We start from the raw sequence: 26,529 nt of genomic DNA, 5'->3' as shown, positions 1-26,529 counted from the left end.
GTGGGAGGCGCGCGGTGGGACGCGGTGATCAGGGGGCTGTGGTGGCGGCGCTTGTCGGGGCCGGGCTGTCTTCGGTACGGGCGGTCGCCCTGAACTGGCCCGGCGGTTGTGAGCGTGCCCGGCGGAAGGCCCGGCTGAAGGCGTAGCCGGAGGAGTAGCCGACCGAGGCGGCGATCGCGTCGAGGCTGTCGTGGGTGTCGCGCAGGCGCCGGGCGGCGAGGTCCATGCGCCAGCGGGTGAGGTATGCGCCGGGCGACTCGCCGGTGGCGGCGGCGAAGCGGCGGTCGAGAGTGGCGCGCGAGACTCCGACCTCACGGGCCAGGGCGGCGGTGGTCCATGGTCTGGCGGGCTCCTCGTGGAGCCTGGTCACGGCGGCTCCCACCACCGGGTCGTCCAGAGCCCCGAGCCAGGAGGGGGCGGACGTTCCACCGGAGGTGAGCCAGGCCCGCAGCACTTGGACCAGCAGGACGTCCACCAGTCGGTCGAGGACCACGCCGGTGGCCGCCCGCGGAGCGGCGAGTTCGCGGCCGAGCAGGCGCACGGTGTCCTGGGCCAGCCCGTTCGGATCATCGCCCGAGCGCAGGTGGACCACATCGGGCAGCAGGGTGAGCACCTGCGTCGAGACGGTCCGGTCATGGTCGTAATCGGCGCACAGGATGCGGGCACGTACCGGTCCGGTGCCGATCGACACGGTCCCCGAGCCGGTGAGATGCCAGTCGTCGAACGTGCGGGGCCCCGTGCGGGCCACTGCTGCCGGGTCGCTGCCGAGTGCGTGCGCGGCCCCGCCGGGCAGGAGGACGACGTCACCCGGCATCAGTTGCAGGGGCGGGCCGTCCGGCAGACCCACCCAGACCGTTCCCGCGGTGACCGCGTGAAGCGACGCGCGCGGCGTTGCGGAGGTCCACCACCAGCCCCAGTCCTCGCCGGCCTCGATGCGTGCACCGACAGCTCCCCGCACATCCGACAGGGCCAGTACCTCGGCGAGCAGATCCATGGAGGCAGCCTACCTAAGTGCGGTGAGGCAAACAGATATGTTTTTGCGGTACTGAGCCATCGTTCCACTCAAGGTCTGCGCCATACGGTGACCGCATGAAGATTTCGGGAAGCACAGTACTGATCACCGGGGCCTCTCGCGGGCTCGGCCGTCACTTCGCCGAGGAACTCCTCGCGCGCGGTGCCAAGGTGTACGCGACCGCACGTGACCCCGAGCGCGTGGACATCGCGGGCGCCGAGCGCCTGCGCCTCGACCTCCTCGACCCCGCCTCCGTCACCGCTGCGGCCGCAGCCGCACCGGACGTCACGCTGCTGATCAACAACGCGGCCATCAGCCTCTACCAGGACCTCGTCACCGGTGACCTGGACAAGATCCGCCGCGAGCTGGACACCTCCTTCTACGGCACCCTCTCGGTCGTACGTGCCTTCGCCCCGGTGCTCGCCGCGAACGGCGGCGGCGCGATCCTGAACGTTCTCTCGCGTCTGTCGTGGCTCTCCTATCCGGGCGCCAACTCCTACGCGGCCGCCAAGGCGGCCGCCTGGAGCCTGACCAACGGCGTCCGCCTGGAGCTGGCGGGGCAGGGCACCCAGGTCACCGGCCTGCTGATGAGCTCGACCGACACGGACATGATGAGCGGGTGGGACATCCCGAAGAACGACCCCGCCGATGTCGTGCGCCAAGCCCTGGACGGACTCGAAGCCGGCGAACTGGAAGTCCTCGCGGACGAGGACACCCGCCTGGCGAAGGCGGCGCTCAGCGCCGACCCGGGCGAGACGTACGGTGCGCTCCTCACGCAGTCAGGAACCCACGGTGACCCGGAGGGCGGCGCCCGGCAGTGAGGCGGAGGAAGTGACGCGCCGCTGCCAGGCCGTCTTCAGCCGCCCACGGCCCTGGGCCACCATCCGCACCCCACGGATGAGGGAGACCCCACCGCCTGTGGGCTGCGCGGTGGGGCCTCGCGAGGGTCCCGGTTCGTGCGTGGTACCGCGCACGAACCGGTCCGGAACGGGAGCCAGAGCTTCTCCGGCGTCGCCCGGCTGCCCGGCCGCGTACGCGAGGTCCTCACCGCGCGGGCGGATGGGCCAACCGCTCACGCGGGCACGGCCGATACGGAGCGAGTGGATCGACTCACCCCCGTGTCAGGCGACCGATGTGTAGTGGGAGGCGTCGCCCTTGATCGAGTGGCTCGCCTTGCCCCCGACGCCGACCGGCACGTCACCCGCGACCGTCACGCGGTGCAGGCGGGCTACTGGTCCTGCGGCATCAGGGCGCGGAACACCAGGAGCACCATCGGGCGGCGATGCGCGGCGACCGGCGCCGGTGCCACACGATCCAACGTCCAGCCCACCGCTTCCACCTGCTCGATCACATCCGAGAGGTCATTCGTCGTCCCGGCCCGAGCAGACTCCAACTCGACAGCACCGAATACACCTGCCGTCCCGCGCCACGTCGGGAAGCAGCCTCATCCGCCGCTACGACAGCGGCACGCGAACCCCACCGCATCACAGCTCCCTCGGCCCAGTTGCATCGACCGATGTCGTCGTCACCGGTCCGGAGCGATCGTCGTCCATCTTGTCCTTGTGCGGGTACATCCACACGGCTGCACAGATGAGCACTCACGAACACCCCCCCTCTGATCTGGAAGCACACGGTACAGCGGTGCTTGATCAACGACCATCGCCAAACGGCCTCGCTCCGTAGGCAGGGGGGACTTCACACCCCCAGGACGTGGCCCGGCAGCGCCGCCCTTGCCGACCGGCCGGGCAGGTCGACGTCCAGCGTGAGGCGGTGTCGTAGGAGGCGTCCCACCCGTCGCTCCACTTGTGTGTAGATGAGCGCGGCGAGACCAAGCACGAAGACAAGGGACACCGTCATCGAAGGCAGTAGTCCCAGCCCCGGGACTGCCTTGAGCAGTCCCTTGGCCAAGGGGATCCCGATGCTTTGGTGGACGAGGTAGAAGGGATACGTCAGTCCGCCGGCTGTGATCAGCCAACGCCACCGCACTCCGGCCCATGGTCCGACACCGGCCAGTGCCAGCAGCGCGAGGCAGAGGGTGAGTATGGCCGCGCACGCGGCCCAGGAGGGCCGCCCCTCGCCACCGGCGTGGTCCGCCACGCGGAATTCCAGCACGGTGAGTGCGTAGCACCAGGCGAAACCCAGCAGCAGCCACAGCAGCAGGTTCTGGCCGAACCTGCGCATCAGGTAGAGCACGATGCCGGCGACGAAGAGGCCGGTGTACCGGCTCAGTACGAACTCGTCGAGCATCGGCGAGTCGACTTCAAGTGCGATGGTGCCGGCCAGGAGCCATGCTCCGCAGAACGCCACCATCCGCCGGTAGGTCAGCCCGAAGACGAGCAGCACGGCCATCAGGAGATAGAAGCGGGCTTCCACCCAGAGCGTCCAGCTCACGCCGCTGACCAGGTCAAGCCCGAGTGGGCCCGGAGCCATCGTCAGGTTTCCCAGGACCGTGCGGGTGTCGATGCGCGTGGCGGCGTCCCAGTGACCCAGCTGCGCGACCACGACGAGGGCGACCACCAGGAGCACCGTGCACCAGTAGGCAGGGAAGAGTCGTGAGACGCGGGAGACGGTGAATTGCGCGGGTGTACGTCCCCAGCCGCTCATGCAGATGACGAATCCGCTGATGATGAAGAAGAACTCGACGCCGAGCCAGCCGTAACCGCTGAGCGTGTGCAGGAGCGGCACGGCGTCCTTGAGTTCGGTCCGCCCCCAGAAGTGTGGGGTGGGCGTGCCCAGATAGTGGTAGGCGGCCACCATGGCCGCTGCCACCAGGCGGAGCCCGTCGATGGCGGCCAGTCGTACCGGCCCCTTTTGCGGTCGGCCGGAGTCGACGGACCCGCTGATCTCAACGGGGCGGTGGCCATGACTCGAGGCCTGTCGTTCCTTACCGGGATGCACGCTCATGCCGTGTGTGCCTCTTCGTGGATCGCTCGTCGCAGACCATGAACCCCAGCGAGAACAGGGCATGGCCGCGGATTGGTTGGGCGCTCAGGTGGAAACCGCGGACGGTGTGACCGGTGAGCACGTCCAGGACTATACATGCCATGTATACACACGCTGTATAGGAGTGTGTTTCTTTTCCCGGTCTCCACACCTTCATCGGTGGGGTCAGGACGTCGACGCCGACGGAAGCCGCATGCCGACCGCACGTGAGCGTCGATTTCTCCTGCTCAGGCATGTGGCGTCGGCTTCGTGAGCAGGCGTGCGCGGTGGCACCGGCGCCGGGAATCCGGAGAGGGGGCGGTCGGGACCGAGCAGGTACGGCATCCGCTTCACACCGTTCACACGACTCAAGGCCAGGGGATCACCACCCCGCTCAAGCGGTACGGTTGGAGCCACAGCCCGGTCCTCCGCGGCGGATCCGGGCGCGGTGACGCGGCCCGTGTCGTGGCGCCCGCAGGGTGGGGACCCCTACCCGAGCACCTTGCCGTCGGCTGACACGTCCTGCATCAACTCGGCGATGTCGGTGGGGATGGGCGGGACGGCTTCCCGGCGCACCCCGGTCTGCGGCGACCACACCAGGTTGACCGTCAGGTCCGGGTCGAGATCGGGGTAGTCGGACCGGTTGTGGCAGCCCCGCGTCTCCCGCCGCTCCACAGCACACTCCAGTGTCGCCCGGGCGGCGAGAACGGTGGAGCGGAGGTTGAAGGCGAACGCGAGGTCCTGGAAGCCGCTGATGTCGACGTGCACACCCACGTCCGCCATCCGGGCCTCGATCTCGTCGAGTCCGGCGAGCCCGGCGGCGAGCCCGGCCTCGTCCCGTACGACGCCGGCGTGCTTCGTCATCAGGTGCCGCACCGACCGTTGCAGCCCGCGGACGTTCTGGTCGCCGTCAGCGGCCAGCAGCCGGTTCACCTCCGTCTCCGCGGCGCGGATCGCCCCCAGCGACCGTTGCTGGCCGGCGAGCCCGGCCGAGTAGGCTGCCGCGGCCCGGCCGGCGATCCGGCCGTAGACGAGCAGTTCGATCAGCGGGTTCCCCTCCAACCGGTTCGCGCCGTGCAGTCCACTGGCGGCCTCCCCGATCACGAAGAGCCCGTTGACGTCGGTGCCGTGGTCCTCAGGCCGGACCCAGACGCCGCCCATCGAGTAGTGGGCGGTAGGTGCGACCTCGATCGGATCGCGGGTGACGTCCATCTGCAGGTCCAGCAGGGTCCGGTGCACTTGCGGCAGCCGCGTCAGGACCGTCTCGCGCGGCAGGTGGGACAGGTCGAGCCACACACCGCCGGCCTGGGTTCCGCGACCCTCCTTGATCTCGGTGTAGGACGCCAGCGCGACCCGGTCCCTGCTGGAGAGCTCCATCCGCTCGGGGTCGTAGCGCCTCATGAACCGCTCACCGAGGTTGTTGAGCAGGACCCCGCCCTCGCCGCGTGCGGCATCGCTGACGAGCGTGCCGGCCGCGTTCTCCGGATTGATCAGCCCTGAGGGGTGGAACTGCACCAGTTCGGGGTCACGCAGCCGGGCACCGGCCTCGACGGCCAGGCGGAGGGAGTCGCCGGTGTTCTCGTCGCGACGCGACGACGCGCGCCGCCAGATGCGCGTGTGCCCTCCCGTCGCGAGGATCACGGCGTCGGCATGCACGACGTAGCGCGAGCCGTCGACGAGGTCGAATCCATAGGCACCGAACACCGTCCCGTCGTCGACCAGCAGTCGGGTGACGTACAGGTTCGACAGGATGGGAATGGCGAGCCGGTTCGCGTGTGCGCGGAGCACCCGCTGCACCTCCGAGCCGGGGGAGTGGCCTGCGAGGGAGGTGCGTCGGTACGCGGGGGCGCCGAAGTGGCGCGGATCGATCCGGCCGTCGCCATGGCGGTCGAAGTGCATGCCGTAGCGTTCCAAGTCGTGGATCCCGCGTGCGGCGTGGCGGGTCACGACCAGTACGGTGCGTGGGTCGGCCAGCGAGTGGCTCTCCCGCAACGTGTCAGCCGCATGCTGCTCCCACGTGCCGGCGCGGTCGGAGGGGGCCAGCGCCGCGTTGACACCACCGGACGCCAGGACGGTGTGGGCGTCGTCGGCCGCGCGCTTGCCCACCGCGATGACCGCGACACCGGCTTCGGCGACCTCGATGGCCGCTCGAAGGCCTGACCCACCGGTTCCCACCACGAGAACGGACGTCGCGAGTTGGTGTCCGGGCGATGACATGGAACCTCCTGGGACAGCGGACGGGCGATAGGCAGTGCCTGACCCGATAGGGGAGCCGTCCGTGACAGCCCCGGGAAATTCTTCGCTGTGGAGTAAGTCACACGCTTTGCCATCCCTTGCCGGGCAGGGCGACGCCGTGATGGCGATACAGCGGACCCAGGCCCGCCCCCTGCGGGCCTTGCTGCTGGTCGCGAGCGTTCGACCCGGACTCTCACTCTTCACAATAGTGTGCCACGTAAAGTGTGAATGCGGTGGTCGTCCCAGGTATGGTTCGACGGTCGTCCAGCCAGCCGTCGTGGGAGCCGTCCCAGGAACCTCTAGGAGCCGCGTCGCATGACCGCCAGCCCGCTTCCCGTCCTGGTTGGCAGGCATCGCGAGTGTGCGGCAATCGACGACCTGCTGGCCGGCCTGCGCAAAGGTGAGTCCCGGGTATGGGTGATCCGTGGCGAGGCGGGCATCGGGAAGTCGGTGCTCCTGGAGTACGCGGCCACCCAGGCGTCGCGGGTGACGGTGACCCGGGCGCGAGGCATCGAAGCCGACATGGAGCTGCCCTACGCGAGCCTGCACCAGCTGTGTGCGCCGTTCCTGACCGAGGTCGAAGCGTTGCCGGGACCCCAGCGCGATGCCCTCCGCGTGGCATTCGGGATGGCCGCCGGAGACCCGCCAGACCGCTTCCTGGTCGGCCTCGCCGTGCTGACCCTCCTCACCCGGGCCTCGGAGACCCGACCGGTGCTCGTGGTGGTCGACGACGCCCAGTGGCTGGACCAGGTCTCCCTGCAGACACTGGAGTTCGTGGCCCGGCGGCTCCTCGCCGAGGCAGTCGCGATGACGTTCGCCGTACGGGACCCCGAGGGGCGGGCCGCACTGGTCGGTCTGCCGGAGATGCGGATCGACGGCCTCGACGCCGCCGCGGCGGGAGAGCTCCTCGAGGCCGCCGTGGGCGGGCGGCTGGAGAAGCGGGTCCGGGACCGGTTCGTGGCCGAGATGCACGGCAACCCGCTCGCGCTGCTCGAGTTCTCCCGCGGCCGCAGCGCCGCCGATCTGGCATACGGGCTGGACTCGAGTTCCCCGGGTGTCCCAGGTGCGGTGTCGAGCCGGATCGAACGGGACTTCGCCAGCCGGCTCGGTTCGCTGCCGGCACCGACCCGGACGCTGCTGCTGATCGCCGCGGCGGAACCGGTCGGTGACGCGCGCCTGCTGGTCCGCGCAGCCGCCTCTTTGAAGATCACTCCCGATGCGGCACCGGCCAAGGCGGCCGGCCTGATCGAGTTCGGCGAGTCCGTCCGGTTCCGGCACCCGCTGGTCCGTTCGGCGGTCTACCACCAGGCCGACCCCGAAGAACGCCGCGCGGTGCACCGGGCGCTGGCTGAGGCCACGGACCCGGTCCTGGATCCCGACCGGCGCGCCTGGCATGCCGCGCAGGCTGTCGGCGGGCCGGACGAGGAGGTCGCCGCAGGTCTGGAGCAGGCAGCAGGCCGAGCGCGGCAGCGGGGCGGCATGGCGGCCGAGGCGGTGCTGCTGGAGCGCGCGGCCGAGGTGACGCCGGACCCTTGGTCCCGGGGACGCCGCGCCCTCGCGGCCGCCGAGGCGCACTTCTCGGCCGCTTCCCCTGACCGCGCCACCGAGCAGGCGACGCTGGCCGAATTGAGTCCCCTCAGCCCCTTGGACCGCGCCCGCCTGGCGCGCCTGCGTGCCAGGATCCTCTTCGCCCGCAGCCGCAGCGACGAAGCGGCACCGCTGCTCCTCGACGCCGCCGCACAGTTCACCGCTGCCGGATCGCCTCTGGCGGGGGAGACCTACCTCGAGGCGATCAGCGCGACCATCTTCGCGGGAAGGGTCCACGGTCCGGCGGGTGCCCAAGCCGCGGCGATCGCGGCCCGCGGGTCCGGGGCGCCCCCCTCGGGCTCCCACCCTGCCGACCTGCTCCTGGACGGTGTGGCCACGCTCCTCGCGGACGACCACCAGGCCGGTGGCCGGGCACTGCGCCGCGCGCTGGAGCCGCTCGCACACGAGGACGTCAGCACCCGCGAGGCGACGATGCGTTGGCTCCTCCTGGCCCCGGTCGCGCTGGAGGCGTTCATCCACTACGCCTGGGACCTGGGCGCGTGGGACACGCTGTCGACTCGCGCGGTGCGCCTGGCGCGCGACATCGGAGCGCTCGGCGCGCTGCCCCCGGCACTGATCTACGCCAGCGGGGTGCACATCCACACCGGCGAATTCGCCGAGGCGGAACGGATGATCGACGAAGCCGACGCGATCGCCGACGCGACCGGTCACGCCCCGCACAAATATGCGACGCTTGTCCTGGCCGCCTGGCGGGGCGACGAGGACGTCGCCGCCCCCTTCATCGAAGAGGCCAAGGAGAGAGCCGCGCAACGTGGCGAGGTGTCCCTCCTCGGCGTCACGGGCTACATCCAAGGCGTGCTGTTCAACGGCCTGGCACGCTACGACCAGGCCCTGGTGGCCGCTCGTTCGGGCATCGAGCACGACGGGTTCAACTTCACCGGTCTGTCGCTGGTCGAACACGTCGAGGCCGCGACCCGGTGCGGCGAGCTCGACCAGGCCCGGGCCTCGCTCGCCCGGCTGGTCGAACTCACCCGCGCCGCCGATTCCGGCTGGGCCCGTGGCGTCACCGCGCGCAGCCAGGCTCTCCTCACCGACGGCGACGAGGCCGACGGCCTGTACCGGAGCGCGATCGAGGAGCTCGGCCGCGACCGCGTGGTCGTGGCCGTGGAGGTGGCACGCACCCACCTGCTGTACGGCGAGTGGCTGCGCCGTAGCCGGCGCCGTTCACTGGCCCGGGAGCACCTTCGCACGGCCCACGAGATGTTCGGCGGAATGGGGGCGAAGGCGTTCGCCGAGCGGGCCCGCCGCGAGCTGCTCGCCACCGGCGAGCACGTCCGGGTGCGGGAATCCCAGCCGGAGAGCGCCCTGACCCCACAGGAGTCGCAGATCGCGACCCTCGCCGCCGCCGGCATGACGAACCCGAAGATCGGTGCGGAGCTGTTCATCAGCCCGCACACCGTGGAGTGGCACCTGCGGAAGGTGTACACGAAGCTCGGGATCAGCTCACGTCGCGCGCTGCCGGGTGCCCTCACGAAGGCCCCGGCCACGGACACCAAGGGCGCGGGCACGGTGCGATCCGGCTGAGATCCGGTGCGGGCCCCCCGGGGTCCCTACGGACTCGACCACGGACTTCCAGGGCGCGGTGAGCGGTGCCGCGAACCGAGGGTGGAGGCATCGCCCTCGATGGGCGCTGTCCACGAAGAGGAGCCCTCATTGTCCGCGCCCAGCCTGGAGACGACCACGCCGACCGAACCCCCGGTCGCCCGGTCGGCCCCGGACGACCTGGACGACCTGGACGTCGCACTCGACATCTTCCTGGCCCAGCGGACGCGACTGTTCCGCGTCGCCTACCACGTTCTCGGCGACGTCCCGGGAGCCGAGGACGTGGTCCAGGAGATATGGGTGCGCTGGCAGCGCACCCACCGTGCGAAGATCGAGAATCCGGCCGCGTTCCTGACCGCCGCCACGACCCGACTGGCGATCAACGTCATCCAGTCCGCGCGACACCGCCACGAAACCCCGACCGAGTGGGAGTTGGTCGACCGCGTCGACCGGGCCGCCCAGGATCCCCTGCTGCGTGCCGAGCAAGCCGCGGCGATCAAGGAGGCCTTGGCCCTGCTCATGGCGAAGCTGACGCCGGACGCACTGGCCGCCTACGTGCTGCGCAAGGGCTTCGACTACACCTATGCCGAGCTCGCGGGGGTACTTCGGACCAACGCCCCGAACGCACGACAACTGGTCCACCGCGCGCAGGCCCGCCTGCAGAGTGATCGCAAGCGGCCGGTCCCCACGGACTCGCACCGTCGCCTCGTCGCCGCCTTCCAGACCGCGGCTGTCACCGGTGACCTCGAAGACCTCACACAGCTGCTCGCCCCCGACGGTCATCCGCACCGCTTGCCGTCGCCCCCTCAGCCGTCGCGTCCGGGCCGCCGGCCGGCCTGACGCGCTGCGTGGGCGGCCGACCTTGTCGGCCGGACGTTTTGCGCTGAGTGTTGACCGGTCAAGACATCCGATGTTCACTTCCTTTGACGCGGCCATGCCGATGTCGTGGTGTACCCGCACGCCGTACCTCCGCTTGTCGTAGGCGCGTCGAGGGCGAACAGCCCTCGTGTGCCGTGCTTTGGTCATTCGGTTACATGTCCCGATCGGTGCACCGCTTCTCCATGCCCTCGTGCGGCTCGGGGAAGTGAGTGCGCCGAAGAAGCAGTCCGGCCAAGTCATCCGATCAATCAGGCTCGATGCGACCGCTCACGCTCCAGCCCCGCGCTGTCCGGCACCGGTCGTCACCCCCATGACCAGCAGGGAGGGCATTCGATGAGACTGCGCAGACTCGTGCGAGCCGCGCTCGCAGCCGTCTGCATCATGACCGCGACCGCCGTCGGCCTCTCGGCCCCGGCCGCGGCGGCACCGACGGACGCCGCGTTCGACTCCGCCACCGGAGCCCTGAACGTGGATCGCGCCGCCTACCTGTCCAAGCACGACCTCGTCTACAACCGGCCCACCACCAACCCGCTGCACGGGCTCACCGTCGGAAACGGCCGTACGGGTGCGATGGCCTGGCAGAACAACGGGCTGACCATGCAGGTCTCCGGAGTGGACACCTCGCAGCAGACGGCGTTCGGCGCGGGACTGCTCAACCTGTCCACGACCCCGGCGCTCGAGAGCGGCTACAGCACCTATCAGCAACGCCTGTCGCTCTACGACGGCACCCTGACCACCAGGTACGACGCCAACCGCACGGTGACGGTGATGGGCGTGCCGAACTCCGAGGTCATGGGCGTGCACGTGGAGGACTCGCGCTCCGGGGTCTCCGCGGTCAACCTCGACCTGAGCCTGTGGGACACCTCCCAGCTGGGCAACAGCGGAGACGTGCCCGACCTCAACACCTGGAAGACGGTCTCCACGTACGCCGACTCCACGGGCGCCGGACTCAGCCGCGGCCAGTCCGACCCGCAGAACTTCGGCTACACCCTGGCGGCCACGGTGGAGGGAGCGGCCTACAACGCACGCGTCGTCGACGGCCGGACCGTCCGGCTGTCGATCACCCCTTCACGCAGCTACACCATCTGGTTCACCGCGAGCAGCCGGCTCAACGCGCCCTCCCACGACTCGGTGACCGAGGCGAAGCGCGCGCTGGCATCGGCCAAGAGCCGCGGCTACAGCGCGACGCTCGGCGACTTCACGTCCTGGTGGCACGATTTCTGGGGCACGTCGTTCGTGCAGTACTCGGGGCTGTCCGGGGACGCGGACTACCTGGAGAACGTCTACTACCTGAGCACGTACATGATCGCCGCCGGCGGGTACGGCACCAATCCGTTCCACTTCATCAACGGCGTGTTCCGGGCCACCGGTGACCAGACCAAGTGGAGCAACGCCTACTGGTTCTGGAACCAGCGCGACGTCTACAACTCCTTCCTGGCCTCCAACCACGTCGACCTGCTGGCCGGCTTCAACCGCCTCTACAGCCGCAACTCGGCGGCGCTGAAGGCGTACACCCGGACCCGCTACAACGTCGACGGGCTGTGGGTGCCGGAGACCATGGGCTGGGACGGCAATGCCCGGGGCACCGTCAACAGCGACTTCACGAAGAACATCTGGTCGACGGGCACCGAGGCCGCGTACAACATGTACCTCCAGTACGCGTACACCAACGACACCGCCTACCTGCGGGACACCGCGTACCCCTTCATGCGGGACGTGGTGAAGTTCTACGCCGCGAAGCTGTCCTACGACTCCGCGTCCGGCAAGTACCACGTGGCGAGTTCGCACGCGCACGAGACGTACTGGAACGTACCGAACGCGATCACCGACCTCGCGGCGGTGCGCACCCTGTTCCCCCTCGCGATCCGCGCGTCCCAGTCCCTGGGCCTGGACGCCGACCTGCGCCCGCAGTGGCAGCGGATCGTGGACAACCTGATCGCCTACCCGTCCACCACGGACGTCTACCTGCCGCACACCCCGCCGCTCGCGCAGACCCGCAACGGGGAGAACGTCGCGGCCGAGATCATCTGGCCCTACGACCGGACCGGCATCGGCTACCCGGATCAGCAGAAGGCCGTGAACACCTTCAACGCCCGTCCCTTCCCGTACGGCAACGTCTGGGCCAACGACGCCGTGCAAGCGGCCCGGTTGGGGCTGGGCGATCAGGCGTACCAGGGCATGAAGACGATGCTCCGCAAGTACCAGACCTATCCCAACGGCATGACCGACAACACCAACGGCGTCTTCGAGTACCTCGGGGTGCACCTCGCCGCCCTCAACGAGTCGCTGCTCCAGTCCTACAACGACAAGATCCGGGTCTTCCCCGCGGCGCCGAGCGACTCCTCGTTCACGGGACGATTCACCCTGCTGGCCAAGGGCGGCTTCACGGTCAGTTCGGAGCGTGAGGCGGGCGAGGTGAAGTACATCGGCATCAAGAGTCTGTACGGCAACACCACGCGGGTCGTGAACCCGTGGGGGAGCCAGCAGGTCAGGGTACGTGACGTCACCGGTGGCACGACCGTACTCACCACGAGCGCAGCCGAGTTCGACCTCCCCACGGTCGCCGGACGGGTGTACGTGGTGGAGCGCACCGCCAAGCCGCTGTCCTCCTACACCCCCGTACGGCTCACCGGATCCGCGAACCAGGGGGAGAAGGCCCTGAGCGGCACCACCTCCACACTGGGCATGGCCCAGACCCCCAACCCCATGGTGAACGACACCCAGTTGACCTACGACAGCAACTGGTACGCGACCAGCGGGCGAGGCTACGGCGACTACAACGACGACACCCACCACAGCACGACGGTGAACGCCGTGGCCCAGTACACCTTCACCGGTACGGGCGTCGCCTACATCTCCGAACGCAACGGCGACATGGGACCGGTCGACGTCTACCTCGACGGCGCCCTCCAGGCGACCGTGGACCTGCGGGTCTCCGGCGCGCGGCAGGTGCAGCAGACCGTCTGGCAACGTAGCGGCCTGACCCGGGGAACGCACATCATCCGCATCGTCAACCGCAGCACCTCGGTGGGGATGGTGGACGCCCTGCGCATCACGTCGTAGGGCGTCCGTGGACCGAGGGCAGGACGTGCCCCCGGTCGGGTTCCATGGGCTGGGCCGATGTCCGGCCGAGCCCATGGAACCGCACGGAGCATCCTGGAATCGTCGACATCCCTTGGTGCGTCCGCAGGGGCGCCGCGGGTACGGTCGCCCCATGTCGGCCTTCCGGACGCCTCAAGTGATTCTGTTCAGCGACGATCTCCCGCGGGCCGTTGCCTTCTACGTCCGGCTGGGATTCACCGAGACGTTCCGCGTGCCCATGGAGGGCGAGCCGATTCACGTCGATCTCAACCTGGACGGATACAAGATCGGCATCGCCTCCGCTGCCTCCACCCGCGATGACCATGGCCTGGACCCGCTTGTCCACGGCCAGCGCGCGGCCGTCGTCCTCTGGACGGACGATACGACCGCGGCCTACGACGCTCTCGTCGCGGACGGAGCACCCGCCCTCGCGGCCCCGCATGCCTGGCTGGATCGGCTGGTGATCGCCTGGACGGCTGATCCCGACGGCAACCCCATACAGATCGTGCAGTCCATGGCGCGACCGGCCGCAGGCCGGAACCCGGACGGGCCGTCTTGATGCAGCGCGTCGTTCCAGGCCGGGCATCCGCAGGCCTGGATTGACGCCGCCACACATCAGTCCAGCGGGTCAGGCCACTCATGGGCGGGCAGGAGTCCGCGCAGCCTCGCCGTCTTGTGGCGTCCCAGGACTACTTCGGCATCCAGGTACCCACCCGGCCAACCCGAGGCCACTGCACTCGGCCCTGTTCTTCGCCTGGGGCGCGGCGTCCGACGACTCAGGCGGCGATGCCGCGCTTGTCCATGGAGTCCTCGACGATGCGCAGCCCTTCCAAGCCCGGCAGCTTCGCGATGTGCGAGTCGACGTCGCGGACGAGCCTGCGGCCCTCGGCGCCTGCGAAGAGGTGGGTCATGACGTGCGTGACCTCGCTCTCGGGCATGACGCCCGAGCCGACCGGGCCCCAGGCCTTCTCGAGCGCGAACCGGGCGACCACACGGGCCTTCTTGCTCGCCGCGAGCCGGTCACGCGCCTGCGACGCGTAGAACGCGACGTGCTTCGTCTCCTGCTGAGCGATCCGCTTCAGCAGCGGCACCAGAACCGGGTGGCTCTCCAGCGCCGCGAGCCGGTGGTACGCAGCGTGCGCCGACCACTCGTTCGCCGCACCCCACGCCATGTGCACCGCGACGAAGTCATGTCCGATGAGGCGGCTCATCGCCGTCTGCTTCACCGTCCCCAAACGGTCCTTCCAGCCGAGCTTCAGACGGGTCGCCTTGAGCTCGTCGAAGTCGACGCGCACGCCGTGGCGCTCGAGCACGGCCGCGAGCGCTTCGCCGTGCCAGAACTCCTCGCGGTTCCACATCGTCATGAAGGTGCCCACCGCGGGCTCGTTGTGGGACGGGGTCGTCAGCAGATCACGCATGTAGCAGACCGTGTGGTACTCGATGTCGCACATGTAGCGCAGCGTGCGCAGCGTCCCCTCGGGCAGCGGGTTGCGCTCGAACTCGTCGAAGTCGAGGTCGGACCACTGCACCCCGGTGGAGTTCTTGGCGTACTTGTCTATGTCGAAAGCCATCAGGCACTCTCCTCTTCGGTCCGCGCCGGATCCGTCACCCGTGCAGCGATGACCTCGCTGCGCACACCCGAACCGCCTCTCTTCCAGCGGTGGATGTCCCAGTTCCTCTTGTGCGACTCGCGCGCCAGTTCTGCGTCGGGGTTGATCGCCGAAGGCTTGCCCAGCAAGGACAGCCACGCCAGGTCGCAGTGGCTGTCGCCGTAGCCGTAGGAGGCCGCGAGGTCGTAGCCGCCCTCCTCGGCGTACCGCAGGAGCCACGCGGCCCTCGCCTCGTCGACGAGCGGGGGCTTGTCGAGGTAGCCGGTGAGCACACCGTCCTTCGCGTGCATGGAACTGCCGACGACCTCGTCGAACAGGCCGGCGAGCGGAGCGGCGAGCAGGCCGATGGAGCCGGTGACCAGGACGGTGCGGTGACCCGCCGCACGGTGCTCTCGGATACGCGCCAGGGCGTCCGCACTCGTGTGCCGCAGCATCGTGTCGGCGTACCCGCGCCGCACGACCTCCTCGAGACGGGCGACGGGCAGGCCGCGGTAGCGGCGCAGGAACGCACGGATGAACTCGCCGCGGTCGCGCTTCTCGGCGCGGAGGTACCCGGGCAGCGAGGCGAGCAGGTCCGCGACCTCCTTCGGCCAGGCCGCCTTGCGGAAGCCCGAGGTACGCACCCAGAGGTACTGCTCGACGATGTTGGAGTCGACGACGGTCCGTTCGAGGTCGAAGACGGCGAGCACGTCGGTACGCTCCGGCAGCGCGGGTATCGGGCGGCCGTTCGCCGGCCGGGCGGCCGCGGCCTTCCGGCGGCGGTGCGCCGCTGTCAGCTCGCTCAGGGAGGGCAGGTGGACCTTCTGCAGGTACTCCTCCCAGTCGATCCGCTCCACGTCGAAGCCACGGTCCTCGCGCACCTCGGCCGGAAGGGCGTCGTTCAGCGTGCGGGCGTTGCGGTCGTCGAAGATGATCTCGGTCTGCACGTAGGCGCGGTAGAGGTCGGTGAAGTTGCCGAGGGTGGCGATGCCGGCGCGCAGCTTGGCGTTCTCGGCCGCGAGGGCGCGCTTGCGCTCGTCGTTCGGCATCAGCCGCAGACCGGCGTCCCACAGGTCGGCCTTCTTCTTCGCCAGCGCAAGACGTCGGTTGAACTTGCGCTCGCCCGCGAACTTCCAGGTCGGCACCTTGACGAAACCGTCGTCCTTGGGCAGCGGGTGCTGCATGTAGTAGTCGCGTACGTTCTCGTACATGCGGTGGAAAGGCAGTGGATTCGACGCGCCCGAGGCGATGTGGAAGTACGTCGGCTCGTCGACGGGGGTCGGGTTGGCCGCCGCGGCGAGGATGGCGTTGACGACGAAGTCGACGGGGATGACGTCGAGGATCGAGTCGGGCAGCCCCGGGAAGTCCGGCAGCTGGCCGCGGCCGTAGGCGAAGATCAGCGGATCGGCGACCTTGAAGCCGTCGATCCAGCCGGGGAACGGATGCTCCAGGGCGCTCTCGATGATCGCGGGCCGGACCACCGAAAGCCGGTGTCCGGCCTCGCCCCACAGGTCTTCCGCGGCACGTTCCGCGAGTGCCTTCGTCAGTGTGTAGACGTCGGTCCACCCCAGGCTCTGGGCGCGCCGCCGGCCGGCGTCGACGAGATGGGAACGCACCCACTCGCGCCGGGCGTCCTCGCTCGCGCGGGCCGCCGCGATCGGGCCCTCCTTGCCGTGGTCGCCGCGGGCGCGGGACATGAACCGCTCGAGCCGCGCCGGTTCCCGCGAGGTGAGCTCGGTGCGCTCGTGGGCCTGTGTCGCGGAGCGCCACTCGGCTCGCCAGTCGACGTCGTGCTCGAGCCTGGCCTCGGGCACCACACCGCGGCGGAGTCCCCCGACGTAGCAGGTCGACACGTGGACGACGTGCGGGTCCGACCCGGAGGCGAGCAGGGCCTGGTAGAGGCTCACGGCACCGTTGACGTTCGTGTCGAACGCCTCGTGGATGGGCGGGTCGAACGAGACGGTCGACGCCGAGTGGATCACGACGTCAAGGTCGGAAGGCAGCTCGGGAATGCTGGTCATGCTGCCGTCGAGCACCGTGATCCGCTCACGGACGATGCGCTCGGCCTCTTCGGCCCCCACAGCGTCCCGCCAGCGCCCGAACACGGGTTTGCGCAGCAGCCGCCGGAGCCGGTCCTGCCCGGTCTGGCTGCCCTTCCCACGTACGAGGAGCGAGACGTGGGTGGCGGGGTGATCGGTGAGCAGCCGCTCGAGGACGGCTTGCCCGACGAAGCCGGTCGCGCCGGTGAGCAGGACGTGCGCGTTGCCGAGTTCGGTCTTCGCGGTGTGCGGCATCACGGAAGGAGCCTCGATTCCACGGTGGATGCGACACCGGGACCGATGCCGGGGAGCGCGGCGACCATGGCGCGGATCCGGCCCGCCTCGGCCCTTCCGCGCTGGTCGCCGAAGACATGGCGTTCGAAGAAGGTGCGCTCGTGCCGGGAGCGATCGACCGAGCCGAGCGGCCAGGCGGAGTGCCGGAGGGCGCGACCGGTGATGCGCCGGGCGCGGACCGAGCGCCGGAGCCGCAGTTCCGCCTCCTCGGCGAGGAAGTGGATGTGACGCTGCTTGATCTCCACCACGGGGTCGATGATCGACGCCATGGCGGGGGACACCCCGGCCAGACGCCGGTAGGCCGCCTGTGTGATCCATTCGTCCACGAGGCTCGTCGTCACGTGTTCGGCGACGATCTGCGTACCGGTGATGTTGGCGATGAGGGAGCGACGGATCGGGCCGCGGCGCTCGCGCCGCTCCGCCAGTACCCACCGTGCCGGCCCGGAGCTCGAAGGCAGGCCCCGGGCGGCCGGGGAGGCGTCCAGGACGGCGTCGAGGGCGTCGGCGATCCAGAACCGCTCGAACATCCACGTGGTGAGGAACGCGGTGACCCGGGCGTCCTTGTGCGTCGCCGTCACGAGGAGGTTGCGCACGCGGTGCAGCGTCGCACGTTCCATGTCGCGCAGCGCGCGGACGAGCCGGACGGATTCGGCGTCGAGCGGCTCTTCGGCGAGCGACCCGAGGTCCAGCTTTCCGCGGTGGCTGCCGTGTGCCGTGCGGGCGAATTCACGCACGTCGAAGCCCGCTGTCCCGGGTGGCGCGGTCGTCGCCTCGTCGTTTGAGTTCATGCGCGGGCTTTCTGGGGCCGGAGGAGGGGCAACTCTGTAGCGGCCCCGGAACGCGCGAAAGGCTGTCGGGGGCTATGACGTCCGACCGGGAAACCCACGCATGTGTGACAGCCGGCCGGGTTCCGCTTCGTGGCGGACGGTGCGAGCCAGGGAATGATCTAGGGCGAACCGGCACGATCGCGACGGATGGCGTTCTGCCGGTGTCGAGGCCCTTCACCCTGCGTCCGCATGAGCACGTGCGGAAGTTCCTGTCACAGGGCTGATGCGTGCCCGGTCGTACGTAATGAGCCGGGAAAGGAAGGGTGCGTCAGGCGCGAGGAGTCAGCCATCGGCTGCTGCCGCGCCCGACGGCATGGACCCGCTCGCCACCCCATGTGAACGCTACGAGCGGGGAGTTCGGATGTCGAGCAGATGGCATATGAAACTATGCTGAGCCGTACGGGAGTCGCACTTGTCACCGGTGCGACGTCGGGTATCGGAGCGGCGTTCGCGCGCGCCCTGGCGGGCCGTGGCTGGGACCTCGTCCTGGTGGCGCGCGACAGGGAGCGGCTCGGCCGCATGGCGGTCGAGCTCGGATCCCGGGGCCGTGCCGTCGAGGTGCTGCCCGCCGACCTGTCCGATCGCGCCGACGTCGAACGTGTCGTCGCGCGACTGGAGGACCCCGCCCGTCCGGTGGACATGCTCGTGAACAACGCCGGATTTGGCGTGCACGCATCGATCACCTCGACCGACACCGCTCCCCACGACCGGGCGATCGAGGTCATGGGGCGGGCGGTGCTGGTGCTCGCCGGTGCCGCCGGGCGGGCCATGCGCGAACGCGGACACGGTGCGATCGTCAATGTGTCGAGCACGGCCGGCTTCGTCACGATGGGGAGCTATTCGGCCGTCAAGGCCTTCGTGACCTCGCTCACCGAGGGACTGGCGAACGAACTGCACGGAACGGGCGTCACCGTGACGGCGCTTTGTCCCGGCTGGGTCCGTACGGAATTCCACGCCCGGGCCGGAATCCGGTCGTCGAGCATTCCGGACTTCCTCTGGCTCGACGCCGATCGACTCGTGGAGACGAGCCTGCGCGACGTGCGGCGCGGACGGGTGATCTCCATGCCGAGCCTCCGGTACCGGCTGCTCATCTGGTTCACGCGTCATCTTCCGCGCCACACGGTGCGGTGGATCTCGCGACGGATCTCGTCCGGCCGCAACGACTCTCGCACGCACTGAAAGAAACGGTGCGGGCGAGCCCGCACGGGAAGGAAGCGGATGCCCGCGACGATGCGCGACCGTTTCACCTCACGCTCTCACGCTGCGGCGCGATTCGTCGCGCAGCGGGGGCTGCTGAAGCCCGTCGTGTGGAGCGTGACCAGCGTCACGGTACTCGGGCGCGAATGCCTGGAAAAGGTCGAGGACGCGTATGTGGTCGTCGCCAACCACACGTCCCACCTCGACACGCCACTCATCATGGGTGCGCTGCCCCGCCGACTGGCGCGTTACCTCGCGGTGGGAGCCGCCGCCGACTACTTCTTCGACGTGTGGCGGCGGCGCGGCCTCACGGCCCTCTTCTTCAACGCCTTCCCGGTCGACCGCACCGGAGCGAGCGCGCGCAGAGTGAGCGCCAGGGCCCTGCTGAACCGGGGGGTGCCGCTCCTGATCTTCCCCGAGGGCACCCGCTCGCGCGACGGATCGCTCGGGGCGTTCAAGCCCGGGGCGGCGGCGCTCGCCTCGTCTGCCGAAGTGCCGGTGCTCCCCGTCGCGGTCATCGGGGCGTACGCGGCGCATCCCCGCGGATCGAATTGGCCGAAACCGGGCCGCCTGCCGGTCGGGGTGGTCTTCGGCGAACCGCTCACCGCCCTTCCCGGAGAGTCGGTGGACGAGTTCAGCGAACGCATCCGCTCGGCGATCGTCAGCCTGGCCGAGGAGCACTCCGACCGGATCCTCGGCGCCCATGCCACCTCACGTCGTCCTATCTGAAGGAGACCGTCCGTGACCGAACCCACCTCCCGCACCGACGCGATGCCCACCGGTGAGGTGAAACACATGAAGTGGTGGGGCTGGGGCGTGGAAGGCGTCGGCTTCCACCACGAGGACAAGCCCGGTTTCGCGCCGTTCGTGCACAAGGCCGTCGGTCTCGATCTCCGGGCGGGCGAGCGCACCGGACAGCCCGACTTCTCACAGTTGAAGGTGCCGGCCTCGACGGTGCCGGAGGGGTTCCTCAGCGCACTGAGCGGCATCGTCGGGCCCGGGAACGCCGTCGTGGACGACCTGTCCCGGGTCGTCCACACGTACGGCAAGAGCCTGCGCGACCTGGTCCGCCTCCGAGCCGGCGAGATCGCGCGCACTCCCGACGTGGTCGTCTACCCGGCCGACGAAGCGGAGGTGCAGAGCGTCGTCGACGCGGCCGTCGAGGCGGACGCCGTGATCATTCCCTTCGGGGGCGGCAGCAACATCGCGGGCAGCCTCGAGCCGCACGCGGACGAGTCGCGGGTGGTCGTCTCGCTCGACCTCGGTCGCCTGGGCCGCGTGCTGGAGATCGACACCGACTCCGGCCTGGCACGCATCCAGGCCGGGGCGCTGGGTCCCGATCTCGAGGCCCAACTCAACCGGCGCGGCTGGACTATGGGGCACTTTCCCGACTCGTTCACCCACTCCTCGGTCGGCGGGTGGGTCGCCACGCGCTCGTCCGGCATGCAGTCGGACAAGTACGGCGACATCGCGGACATCGTCAAGGGACTGCGTGTCGTGCGGGCCGGCGGGGTCCTCGTGATCCGTGCCGTTCCGAGCGCGTCGACCGGGCCGAGCGTGCGGGAGATGGTGGTGGGCTCGGAGGGGCGGCTCGGCGTCATCACCGAGGTCACGGTGCAGGTGCACCGGCTCCCCGGGAGGCGCGGCATCTACGCCTACTTCTTCAAGAACTTCGACCACGGCCTCGCCGCGATGCAGGAGATCGCCGAGAGCGACGCGTCGCCCTCGGTCACCCGTATCTCGGACGCGCACGAGACGGGCTTCTCGCTCGCGACGACCAAAGCGTCCAGGGGTGTCGCCAAGAAGGCGCAGGCCGGCCTCATGGCGTACCTCAAGCGGCGTGGCTGGGACCTCGACGAGATCTGTCTCTCGTTCATCGGCTTCGAAGGGGGCACGGCGCACGCGAAGCGTCAGAAGTCGATCGTCGACCGGATCGTGCGCAAGCACCACGGCATCGGCGTCGGCAAGGGACCCGGCGCGCTCTACGACCAGAAGAAGTTCGACACGCCGTACATCCGCGACTTCCTGCTCGACCACGGTGCCGCAGGCGATGTGAGCGAGACCGCCGGTCCGTGGTCGAAGCTCCGTGGCATCCATGCGGCGGTCTACGACGCCGCCGACAGCGCCTACGGGAAGATCGGCCGCAAGGGCTGGACGATGTGCCACATGTCGCACTCGTACCACTCCGGCGCCTGCCTCTACTTCACCTTCGCCTTCGTCTTCGGTGACGACCCGCTCGGCGAGTACGACACGGTCAAGCGCGCGATCCAGCAGGCGTTCGTCGACGCCGGCGGCACGATCTCGCACCACCACGGGGTGGGCCTGGAGCACGCGCCCTGGCTGGAGGAGGACATCTCGGCCCAGGGCGTCGCGGTCATGTCGGGCCTCTTCGACGCCGTGGACCCGGGCGGCAACTTCAACCCGCGCAAGATCGTGGTCTGAACCCTTCGGTCCCTGCTGCCCGACCCCGGTGGGAGCGTGCCCACTGAGTGCTGCAACCGTCTTCGCTCGTCGCGGTCACCGCGCTGCCGTCCCTGTGCGGGGGAAGGCGCGCGCTGACCGCTCGGGCGGCCCTGAGGAGGGTCCACCCCGAGCAGCTCGTGTCAGCCCCCAGTGGGGCGCGGAGCACGCAGATGGGTGCGCTGGGCCAGCTCATCCTCTTCGACCACGGTGAGCATCGGCTGGCCCGGCGCGCAGAGCATGGTCACGACGAATTCGGTCCGCTGGTCGTCCAGGGCGTTGCCGTCCTGGTAGTGGATCACGTCCCCGCCCGGCTCCCAGAACGTCTCACCGGCCTTGATCACGCGCTCCGGCTCGCCCTCCAGCTCAAAACGCACCGCACCCTGGGTGACGTAGCCGAAAGCCGGTCCCGAGTGCCGGTGCGGAGGGGCGCCGGGGTCACCGGGCTCCCGCCAGACGATGATGGTCATGGATGTGGCGCCCTCCGGGACGAAAGGCGGCTTGACCTCTTGCAGCGTCTTCAGCTGCGACTTCCACAGCTCCGAGCGGGGCTGCTCATCGGTCCTGTCCACTGATGTCTCATCCGACACGGTGCTGCACCTCCGTATATCACCGTGCGCCGCCCGTGCCACTGCGCGGCGGCCGTACCCGATTCCAGGTTCACACCCATCCTTCGAGTGCACGACCGGGGTGGCCGCCTGTCGAAGACCGTCCGAGGCCGGCAAGGAGCCCGTCCTCCTGCTCATCAGTCGCCTGGCCTGGGGCGATGAGATGCGGGGCGAAGTCTCTTCGACGGCCTCGAATCCCTGCGCGTTGAGCGCCCTCTTTCTGAGAGTGGGCATGCCGAAAGTGCTCTGCGGGGTGTGGAGGGCGACGTCGGCCTGCACCCGCGGACGACCTGCAGCCACTGCCGCGAGGAAATCCGCCCCGGAGAATTCGACGTCGCAGGCGGCACGCATCCCCGGTGCTACAGGGCTGGTGAGGCGGCTGCAGATCATGATCTCGCCGGCAGAGGCCGGCGCGGTCCTGGGTGCGGTCTCAGGGCCGGCCACTGCTGCCTCGTGTCACGGCAACGAGCGTGTGAGCCAGACCACTTCGCCGTTGTCCTCCGTGGAAACGTGATCCCGCTCGAACCCGAGCTTCCCAAGGACACGGAGCGACGGTGTGTTCCACGTGCCGACGGTCGACCAGAGCCGTTTGCGCCCGGTCGCTATTGCGGCGTCGAGCACCGCGAGGGCCGCCTCGGTGGCGTAACCGTGCCCATGCGCGCGCTGGAACAACTCATATGCGATCTCGGGTTCGTCCAGGGTGGAGCGGCCGATGATCAACCCGCAATAGCCGATGAAGTCGCCTTCATCGCGACGCTGGATGGGCAGCAGGGCGATCCCCGTGCTCTCGGTCGCCGTGAGCAGCTCCGCGATGGCCGTCCGGATGCGCTCGACCGTGGGCGTGCCGTTGCCGCGTTCGGAGAGGAGGGCGCTGAATTCAGCGGCGTCCGACTCGGCCCACGGCCGCAGTATCAGCCGCTCGGTCTCAAGGTGGAACGACATCGTCTCGTACGTAGACATGCCCCTACTCTGCCCCACGGCTTGCTCGGGCAGGCCGTCTGCCGTTGGGGGCCGGCCCTCGGCGAATCCGCGGAGTCCGCCTGCTATGGTGCGCCGATGTCAGCGATCAAGAAGTTCCAAGTCACCTTTGACTGCGCAGAACCTGAGCGCGTCGCCCGGTTCTGGTGCGAGGTGTTGGGGTACGTCGTACCGCCGCCACCGGAGGGGTTCGCCACCTGGGAGGATTTCAACGGCACCCTGCCTCCTGCGGAGCGGGGTTCATGGTTCGCCTGCAGTGATCCCTCAGGCGTGGGCCCGCGCCTGTACTTCCAGCGCGTCCCCGAAGGCAAGAGCGTCAAGAATCGGGTGCATCTCGACGTCCGGGTCGGCACCGGGCTCGTGGGGGACGAGCGCCTCGCCACGCTCGAAGCCGAGTGCGCACGACTCGTCGCGCTCGGCGCCACCCATGTGCAAACGCTGTACGCCGATGAGGAGAACGAGTCGTGCATCCCCATGCTGGACATCGAGGGCAACGAATTCTGCATCGACTGAGCATCCTCACGCGCGCCGGCGGAACCTCACGGGGTGCGCCCGCGTCCGATCGCCGCACCGGCTGAGTACGATCACCCACGCCGGTCTGAGTACGTGAACGGTTACCCGCCGCGTGCGGCGCCGAAAGGGTGGACGCATGCGCCGACTACTGCTGCTCGCCCCGCTGTTGCTGTTCACCGTCGGCTGCGGGGTGGTGCAGTCCTCCGAGGATGAGGCGACGGACGCCGCACGGGAGGTGGCCAGGAACGCGGGTGAGCGGCTCTACGGCCAGCGTCCGCGCACGGCGGAGGAGGTCGGGCGCGCCGCTTCCGGCATCGACGGCGTGGAGGTCATGAGGGTGACGGGTACCTCGACACACGACGGGGACGGTGTCGACGTCGTCGTCCGCACGTCCGGCTCGGCGTACAACGGATGGCTCGACCCCGAGGAGATCGTCGTGCGGCGCTGCTTTGCCGTGCGGGTGTCGCCCAGGTCGGAGTGGCGTGAGGATCCCCGTGACGTGGACTGCCCGGACGGCCCTCCGCTGACCTTCGCCCCACCACCCGAACCGCCCCGGCTGCCGTACGAGGAGCTCCGCGCGGAACTCCCCCGGGTGCCGGAGGGCGGCCGGGTGGATGAGGCTGAGGTGCGCCGTACGCTCGCCGCCCTGGACCTGGATCCGGCGATCCGTACCGAGGTGAAGGCGGACGGCGGCCTGGTCGGCGTTCTCCTGTCGGTGAAGGGCAACGGCTTTGACGCGCAGGACTGCCTTCTTGCCCGCGTGGCCCCCGGGGCCACCGAGGTGTGGGTGCCGCCCCGGATCCAGCGGATGCCCGGAGAGGGCGGCTGCACCGTCGGCAATGCCCTGGACCCGGCACCGCCACCGCACTGAACGGGGTGGCTGCCTCCGGTTCAGCGCCGCACCGTCTGCCACAGGGCGCGGTAGAAATCGGGGTAGGTCCGTTCCACGTGCACGGCATACCGGACGGTTTCCGCGTGGCGGGTGGGCAGCTGGTTGATCGGGACGCTCATCGCCGCGTGGTGCTCGATGTGCAGGTTGTTGCCGTTGGTGAACCAGGTGCTGAACCAACTCCCGCGGATGGATCGGGTGTTACGAAGGACATCCGCGGTGTCGGTGTCGCAGAGGATGTGTTCCGGCAGCTCCACGAGGAAGTGCATCGGTACGGAGAGCAGCAGGGGCAGCAGCCACAGGAGCAGCACCTCCTCGTGGTAGCCGGCGGCGGTGAGGACGCCCACCGAGGCGATGACGCCGCCGAGGACGAGGTGCTCGGTGATCACCCGGCGGCGCATCTTCCGGCTGATGTCGCCGAGTTCGTACCGCCAGCGACCGGTTGCCGCGCGGGCGACGTCGCGGACGACCACCGCGAGCCGCCGGTAGTCGAACAGTCCGCGCAGGAGCATCCCCTTCGTCAGGGGTTCACGGGTGTCGAAGCCGAAGAACTCGGTGTCCTGCGGCGTACCGAGGTAGCGGTGGTGCTGCAGGTGCCGGACCCGGTAGTGGCTGTAGACCACGAGCATCGGTATGCCGAGCGGCACTCCGACGAGCCGGTGCGGCCATGCCCGGCGGAAGGCCGAGTGGTGCAGGGCCTGGTGCTGCAGTTCGACCGCATGGGTGTACATGGCGGCCAGGAGCACCACGCCGATGACCGCGGCCGGCGGTTCGGACCGCAGTGCGAGGGTGGCGCCGAGCGTGGTCAGCGCGGCCAGCAGGGCCAGCTTGGCAAGGAAGATCCGTTCGTCCCTCGCGGCCGTTCGCGTCCGGGCGAACAGCAACGTGGGGGACGGTGCCACGTGGGTCATCGAACATTCTCCGTGAGGGGGTTCACTCAGCGTCCGCTGAGCAGCACGACGTGGGTTCCGGCGAGGGCGGCGGTCCGGGCATGGCCGAGGAGTCCCGCCAGGGCGACCGAGCCGGCGGCGGTGGGGCGGGCACCCCGGTCGGCGAGCAGGGCCGCGGCGGCGCGCAGCTGGTCGTCGTCGACGCCGTGGACGGCCCCGCCGGAGTCGGCGACCGCCGCCATCGCCTCGGGCCCCTGCAGCGCGTGCCAATTGACCAGCGGCTGGTTGTGGTCGGTGGTGACGACGCCCTCGGGCGGCAGGGTCCGGTACTCCCCGGGCCAGCTGGTGACGACGGGGTTGTTGGCGGCGGAGCCGACCCCGTGGATGGGCACCGACCAGCCGAGAGCCCGAAGCTGCCGATGCACGGCGATGATCGTGGTGCCGTTCCCGACGGGGATCCACAGCGCCGCCGGCGGCTCGCTGAGTTCCCGGTGCAGCGCGTGGGCGACGACGCCGTGTCCGGTGAGGACCGCGTCGACGTAGGGGCCGTCGACGTTGCCGTCGACCGATCCGTCGAGGAGCGCGAGCCGGCGTGATGCGTCGACGGCGTCCTCGTAGGTGCCAGGGACCGGGTGCACGTCCGCGCCGGCGGCGCGCATGAAGGCGCCGCCGTCGCTCCAGCCTTCCGGCAGCACCACGGTGCAGGCCATTCCGGCCGCGGCGCAGGCCATGGCCATGGCCCGGCCGTAGTTGCCGCAGGTGGCGATCACGATCCGGTGGTGGCCGTCGGCCGCGGCGCGCTCCACGACGGCCCGGGCCGCGGGTTCCTTGTGGCTTCCGGAGGCGTACCGGGTCTCGTCCTTGATCAGGACCCGGGTGCCGGGCACCAGCTCCCCGGCGTCGATGAGCGGAGTGCCGTAGGCGTCGACGGGTGCGTCAGAGGACAGTTCGTACAGGGACAAGGGG

Annotated in this window: 21 protein-coding genes; 10 read left to right on the top strand and 11 right to left on the bottom strand. The window is 69.7% G+C overall.

The features are described 5' to 3' along the window. Nucleotides 1-28 precede the first annotated feature (28 nt). Nucleotides 29-994, bottom strand: a complete 966-nt coding sequence (locus tag AC1VWI_RS06690; protein WP_499510006.1) for an AraC family transcriptional regulator — start codon at nucleotides 992-994, stop codon at nucleotides 29-31. A gap of 95 nt (nucleotides 995-1,089) precedes the next feature. Between AC1VWI_RS06690 and AC1VWI_RS06685 the strand changes: the two genes are divergently transcribed. After that, entirely contained in the window at nucleotides 1,090-1,833 is a 744-nt protein-coding gene (locus tag AC1VWI_RS06685) for an SDR family oxidoreductase (RefSeq protein WP_499510005.1), read from the top strand. Nucleotides 1,834-2,240: 407 nt separating this feature from the next. Here AC1VWI_RS06685 and AC1VWI_RS06680 read toward each other — a convergent pair whose 3' ends face one another. From AC1VWI_RS06680 to AC1VWI_RS06670, 3 genes are all read right to left on the bottom strand, one after another. Further along, entirely contained in the window at nucleotides 2,241-2,363 is a 123-nt protein-coding gene (locus tag AC1VWI_RS06680; protein WP_499510004.1) for a hypothetical protein, read from the bottom strand. 344 nt (nucleotides 2,364-2,707) lie between these two features. Next, the gene (locus AC1VWI_RS06675; protein ID WP_499510003.1) at nucleotides 2,708-3,916 is read right to left on the bottom strand and encodes an acyltransferase family protein; all 1,209 of its coding nucleotides are present in this window, start codon (nucleotides 3,914-3,916) and stop codon (nucleotides 2,708-2,710) included. A gap of 507 nt (nucleotides 3,917-4,423) precedes the next feature. After that, nucleotides 4,424-6,151, bottom strand: coding sequence for an FAD-binding protein (locus AC1VWI_RS06670; protein WP_499510002.1), 1,728 nt, complete (start codon nucleotides 6,149-6,151; stop codon nucleotides 4,424-4,426). Between the two features lie 333 nt (nucleotides 6,152-6,484). On the opposite strand from AC1VWI_RS06670, the gene AC1VWI_RS06665 reads away from it, so the two are divergent. The 4 genes from AC1VWI_RS06665 to AC1VWI_RS06650 all read left to right on the top strand — a co-directional run bounded on the left by AC1VWI_RS06665 (nucleotide 6,485) and on the right by AC1VWI_RS06650 (nucleotide 13,838). After that, nucleotides 6,485-9,301 (top strand): helix-turn-helix transcriptional regulator, encoded by a 2,817-nt coding sequence (locus AC1VWI_RS06665; RefSeq protein WP_499510001.1) that lies wholly within the window; start codon nucleotides 6,485-6,487, stop codon nucleotides 9,299-9,301. A gap of 129 nt (nucleotides 9,302-9,430) precedes the next feature. Next, a complete protein-coding gene (locus tag AC1VWI_RS06660) occupies nucleotides 9,431-10,159 on the top strand; it encodes a sigma factor (RefSeq protein WP_499510000.1) in 729 nt (242 codons plus the stop codon). Nucleotides 10,160-10,531: 372 nt separating this feature from the next. Further along, on the top strand, nucleotides 10,532-13,261 hold the full coding sequence (locus tag AC1VWI_RS06655; protein WP_499509999.1) for a glycosyl hydrolase family 95 catalytic domain-containing protein: 2,730 nt from the start codon (nucleotides 10,532-10,534) through the stop codon (nucleotides 13,259-13,261). A gap of 151 nt (nucleotides 13,262-13,412) precedes the next feature. Continuing rightward, nucleotides 13,413-13,838, top strand: coding sequence for a VOC family protein (locus AC1VWI_RS06650; protein ID WP_499509998.1), 426 nt, complete (start codon nucleotides 13,413-13,415; stop codon nucleotides 13,836-13,838). 217 nt (nucleotides 13,839-14,055) lie between these two features. Here the strand turns inward: AC1VWI_RS06650 and AC1VWI_RS06645 are convergent, their stop codons facing one another. From AC1VWI_RS06645 to AC1VWI_RS06635, 3 genes are read right to left on the bottom strand one after another with little or no spacing between them, the layout of a single operon-like run. Then, nucleotides 14,056-14,850 carry a ferritin-like domain-containing protein gene (locus tag AC1VWI_RS06645; protein WP_499509997.1) on the bottom strand — a complete coding sequence of 265 codons (795 nt, stop codon included), beginning with the start codon at nucleotides 14,848-14,850 and terminating at the stop codon, nucleotides 14,056-14,058. Further along, entirely contained in the window at nucleotides 14,850-17,162 is a 2,313-nt protein-coding gene (locus tag AC1VWI_RS06640) for an SDR family oxidoreductase (protein WP_499516735.1), read from the bottom strand. Before AC1VWI_RS06640 ends, AC1VWI_RS06645 begins: the two co-directional genes overlap by 1 nt. Continuing rightward, on the bottom strand, nucleotides 17,162-17,989 hold the full coding sequence (locus AC1VWI_RS06635) for a hypothetical protein (RefSeq protein ID WP_499509996.1): 828 nt from the start codon (nucleotides 17,987-17,989) through the stop codon (nucleotides 17,162-17,164). Before AC1VWI_RS06635 ends, AC1VWI_RS06640 begins: the two co-directional genes overlap by 1 nt. A gap of 426 nt (nucleotides 17,990-18,415) precedes the next feature. Here AC1VWI_RS06635 and AC1VWI_RS06630 point away from each other — a divergent pair, with 426 nt between their 5' ends. From AC1VWI_RS06630 to AC1VWI_RS06620, 3 genes are read left to right on the top strand one after another with little or no spacing between them, the layout of a single operon-like run. Continuing rightward, nucleotides 18,416-19,207: an SDR family NAD(P)-dependent oxidoreductase gene (locus AC1VWI_RS06630; RefSeq protein ID WP_499509995.1), complete on the top strand. Its 792-nt coding sequence runs from the start codon at nucleotides 18,416-18,418 to the stop codon at nucleotides 19,205-19,207. Nucleotides 19,208-19,246: 39 nt separating this feature from the next. Continuing rightward, on the top strand, nucleotides 19,247-19,954 hold the full coding sequence (locus AC1VWI_RS06625) for a lysophospholipid acyltransferase family protein (RefSeq protein WP_499509994.1): 708 nt from the start codon (nucleotides 19,247-19,249) through the stop codon (nucleotides 19,952-19,954). Nucleotides 19,955-19,966: 12 nt separating this feature from the next. Then, nucleotides 19,967-21,667 (top strand): FAD-binding oxidoreductase, encoded by a 1,701-nt coding sequence (locus AC1VWI_RS06620; RefSeq protein ID WP_499509993.1) that lies wholly within the window; start codon nucleotides 19,967-19,969, stop codon nucleotides 21,665-21,667. 161 nt (nucleotides 21,668-21,828) lie between these two features. Here the strand turns inward: AC1VWI_RS06620 and AC1VWI_RS06615 are convergent, their stop codons facing one another. Both AC1VWI_RS06615 and AC1VWI_RS06610 read right to left on the bottom strand, forming a co-directional pair. Next, a complete protein-coding gene (locus AC1VWI_RS06615; protein ID WP_499516734.1) occupies nucleotides 21,829-22,224 on the bottom strand; it encodes a cupin domain-containing protein in 396 nt (131 codons plus the stop codon). Nucleotides 22,225-22,749: 525 nt separating this feature from the next. Next, complete coding sequence (locus AC1VWI_RS06610; protein ID WP_499509992.1) at nucleotides 22,750-23,253, bottom strand: GNAT family N-acetyltransferase; 504 nt, start codon at nucleotides 23,251-23,253, stop codon at nucleotides 22,750-22,752. Nucleotides 23,254-23,349: 96 nt separating this feature from the next. Between AC1VWI_RS06610 and AC1VWI_RS06605 the strand changes: the two genes are divergently transcribed. Further along, a complete protein-coding gene (locus AC1VWI_RS06605; protein WP_499509991.1) occupies nucleotides 23,350-23,784 on the top strand; it encodes a VOC family protein in 435 nt (144 codons plus the stop codon). 136 nt (nucleotides 23,785-23,920) lie between these two features. Beyond that, entirely contained in the window at nucleotides 23,921-24,655 is a 735-nt protein-coding gene (locus AC1VWI_RS06600) for a translation initiation factor IF-2 (RefSeq protein ID WP_499509990.1), read from the top strand. Nucleotides 24,656-24,675: 20 nt separating this feature from the next. On the opposite strand, the gene AC1VWI_RS06595 is transcribed toward AC1VWI_RS06600, so the two are convergent. Further along, on the bottom strand, nucleotides 24,676-25,584 hold the full coding sequence (locus AC1VWI_RS06595) for a fatty acid desaturase family protein (RefSeq protein ID WP_499509989.1): 909 nt from the start codon (nucleotides 25,582-25,584) through the stop codon (nucleotides 24,676-24,678). A 26-nt stretch (nucleotides 25,585-25,610) separates the two neighbouring features. Beyond that, a complete protein-coding gene (locus AC1VWI_RS06590; RefSeq protein ID WP_499509988.1) occupies nucleotides 25,611-26,525 on the bottom strand; it encodes a pyridoxal-phosphate dependent enzyme in 915 nt (304 codons plus the stop codon). Nucleotides 26,526-26,529 lie beyond the last annotated feature (4 nt).

This window comes from Streptomyces sp. TOM-9, assembly GCF_056858595.1.
The sequence above is the reverse complement of the archived record's forward strand: the minus strand, read 5'-3'. Positions and strand labels throughout refer to the sequence as shown.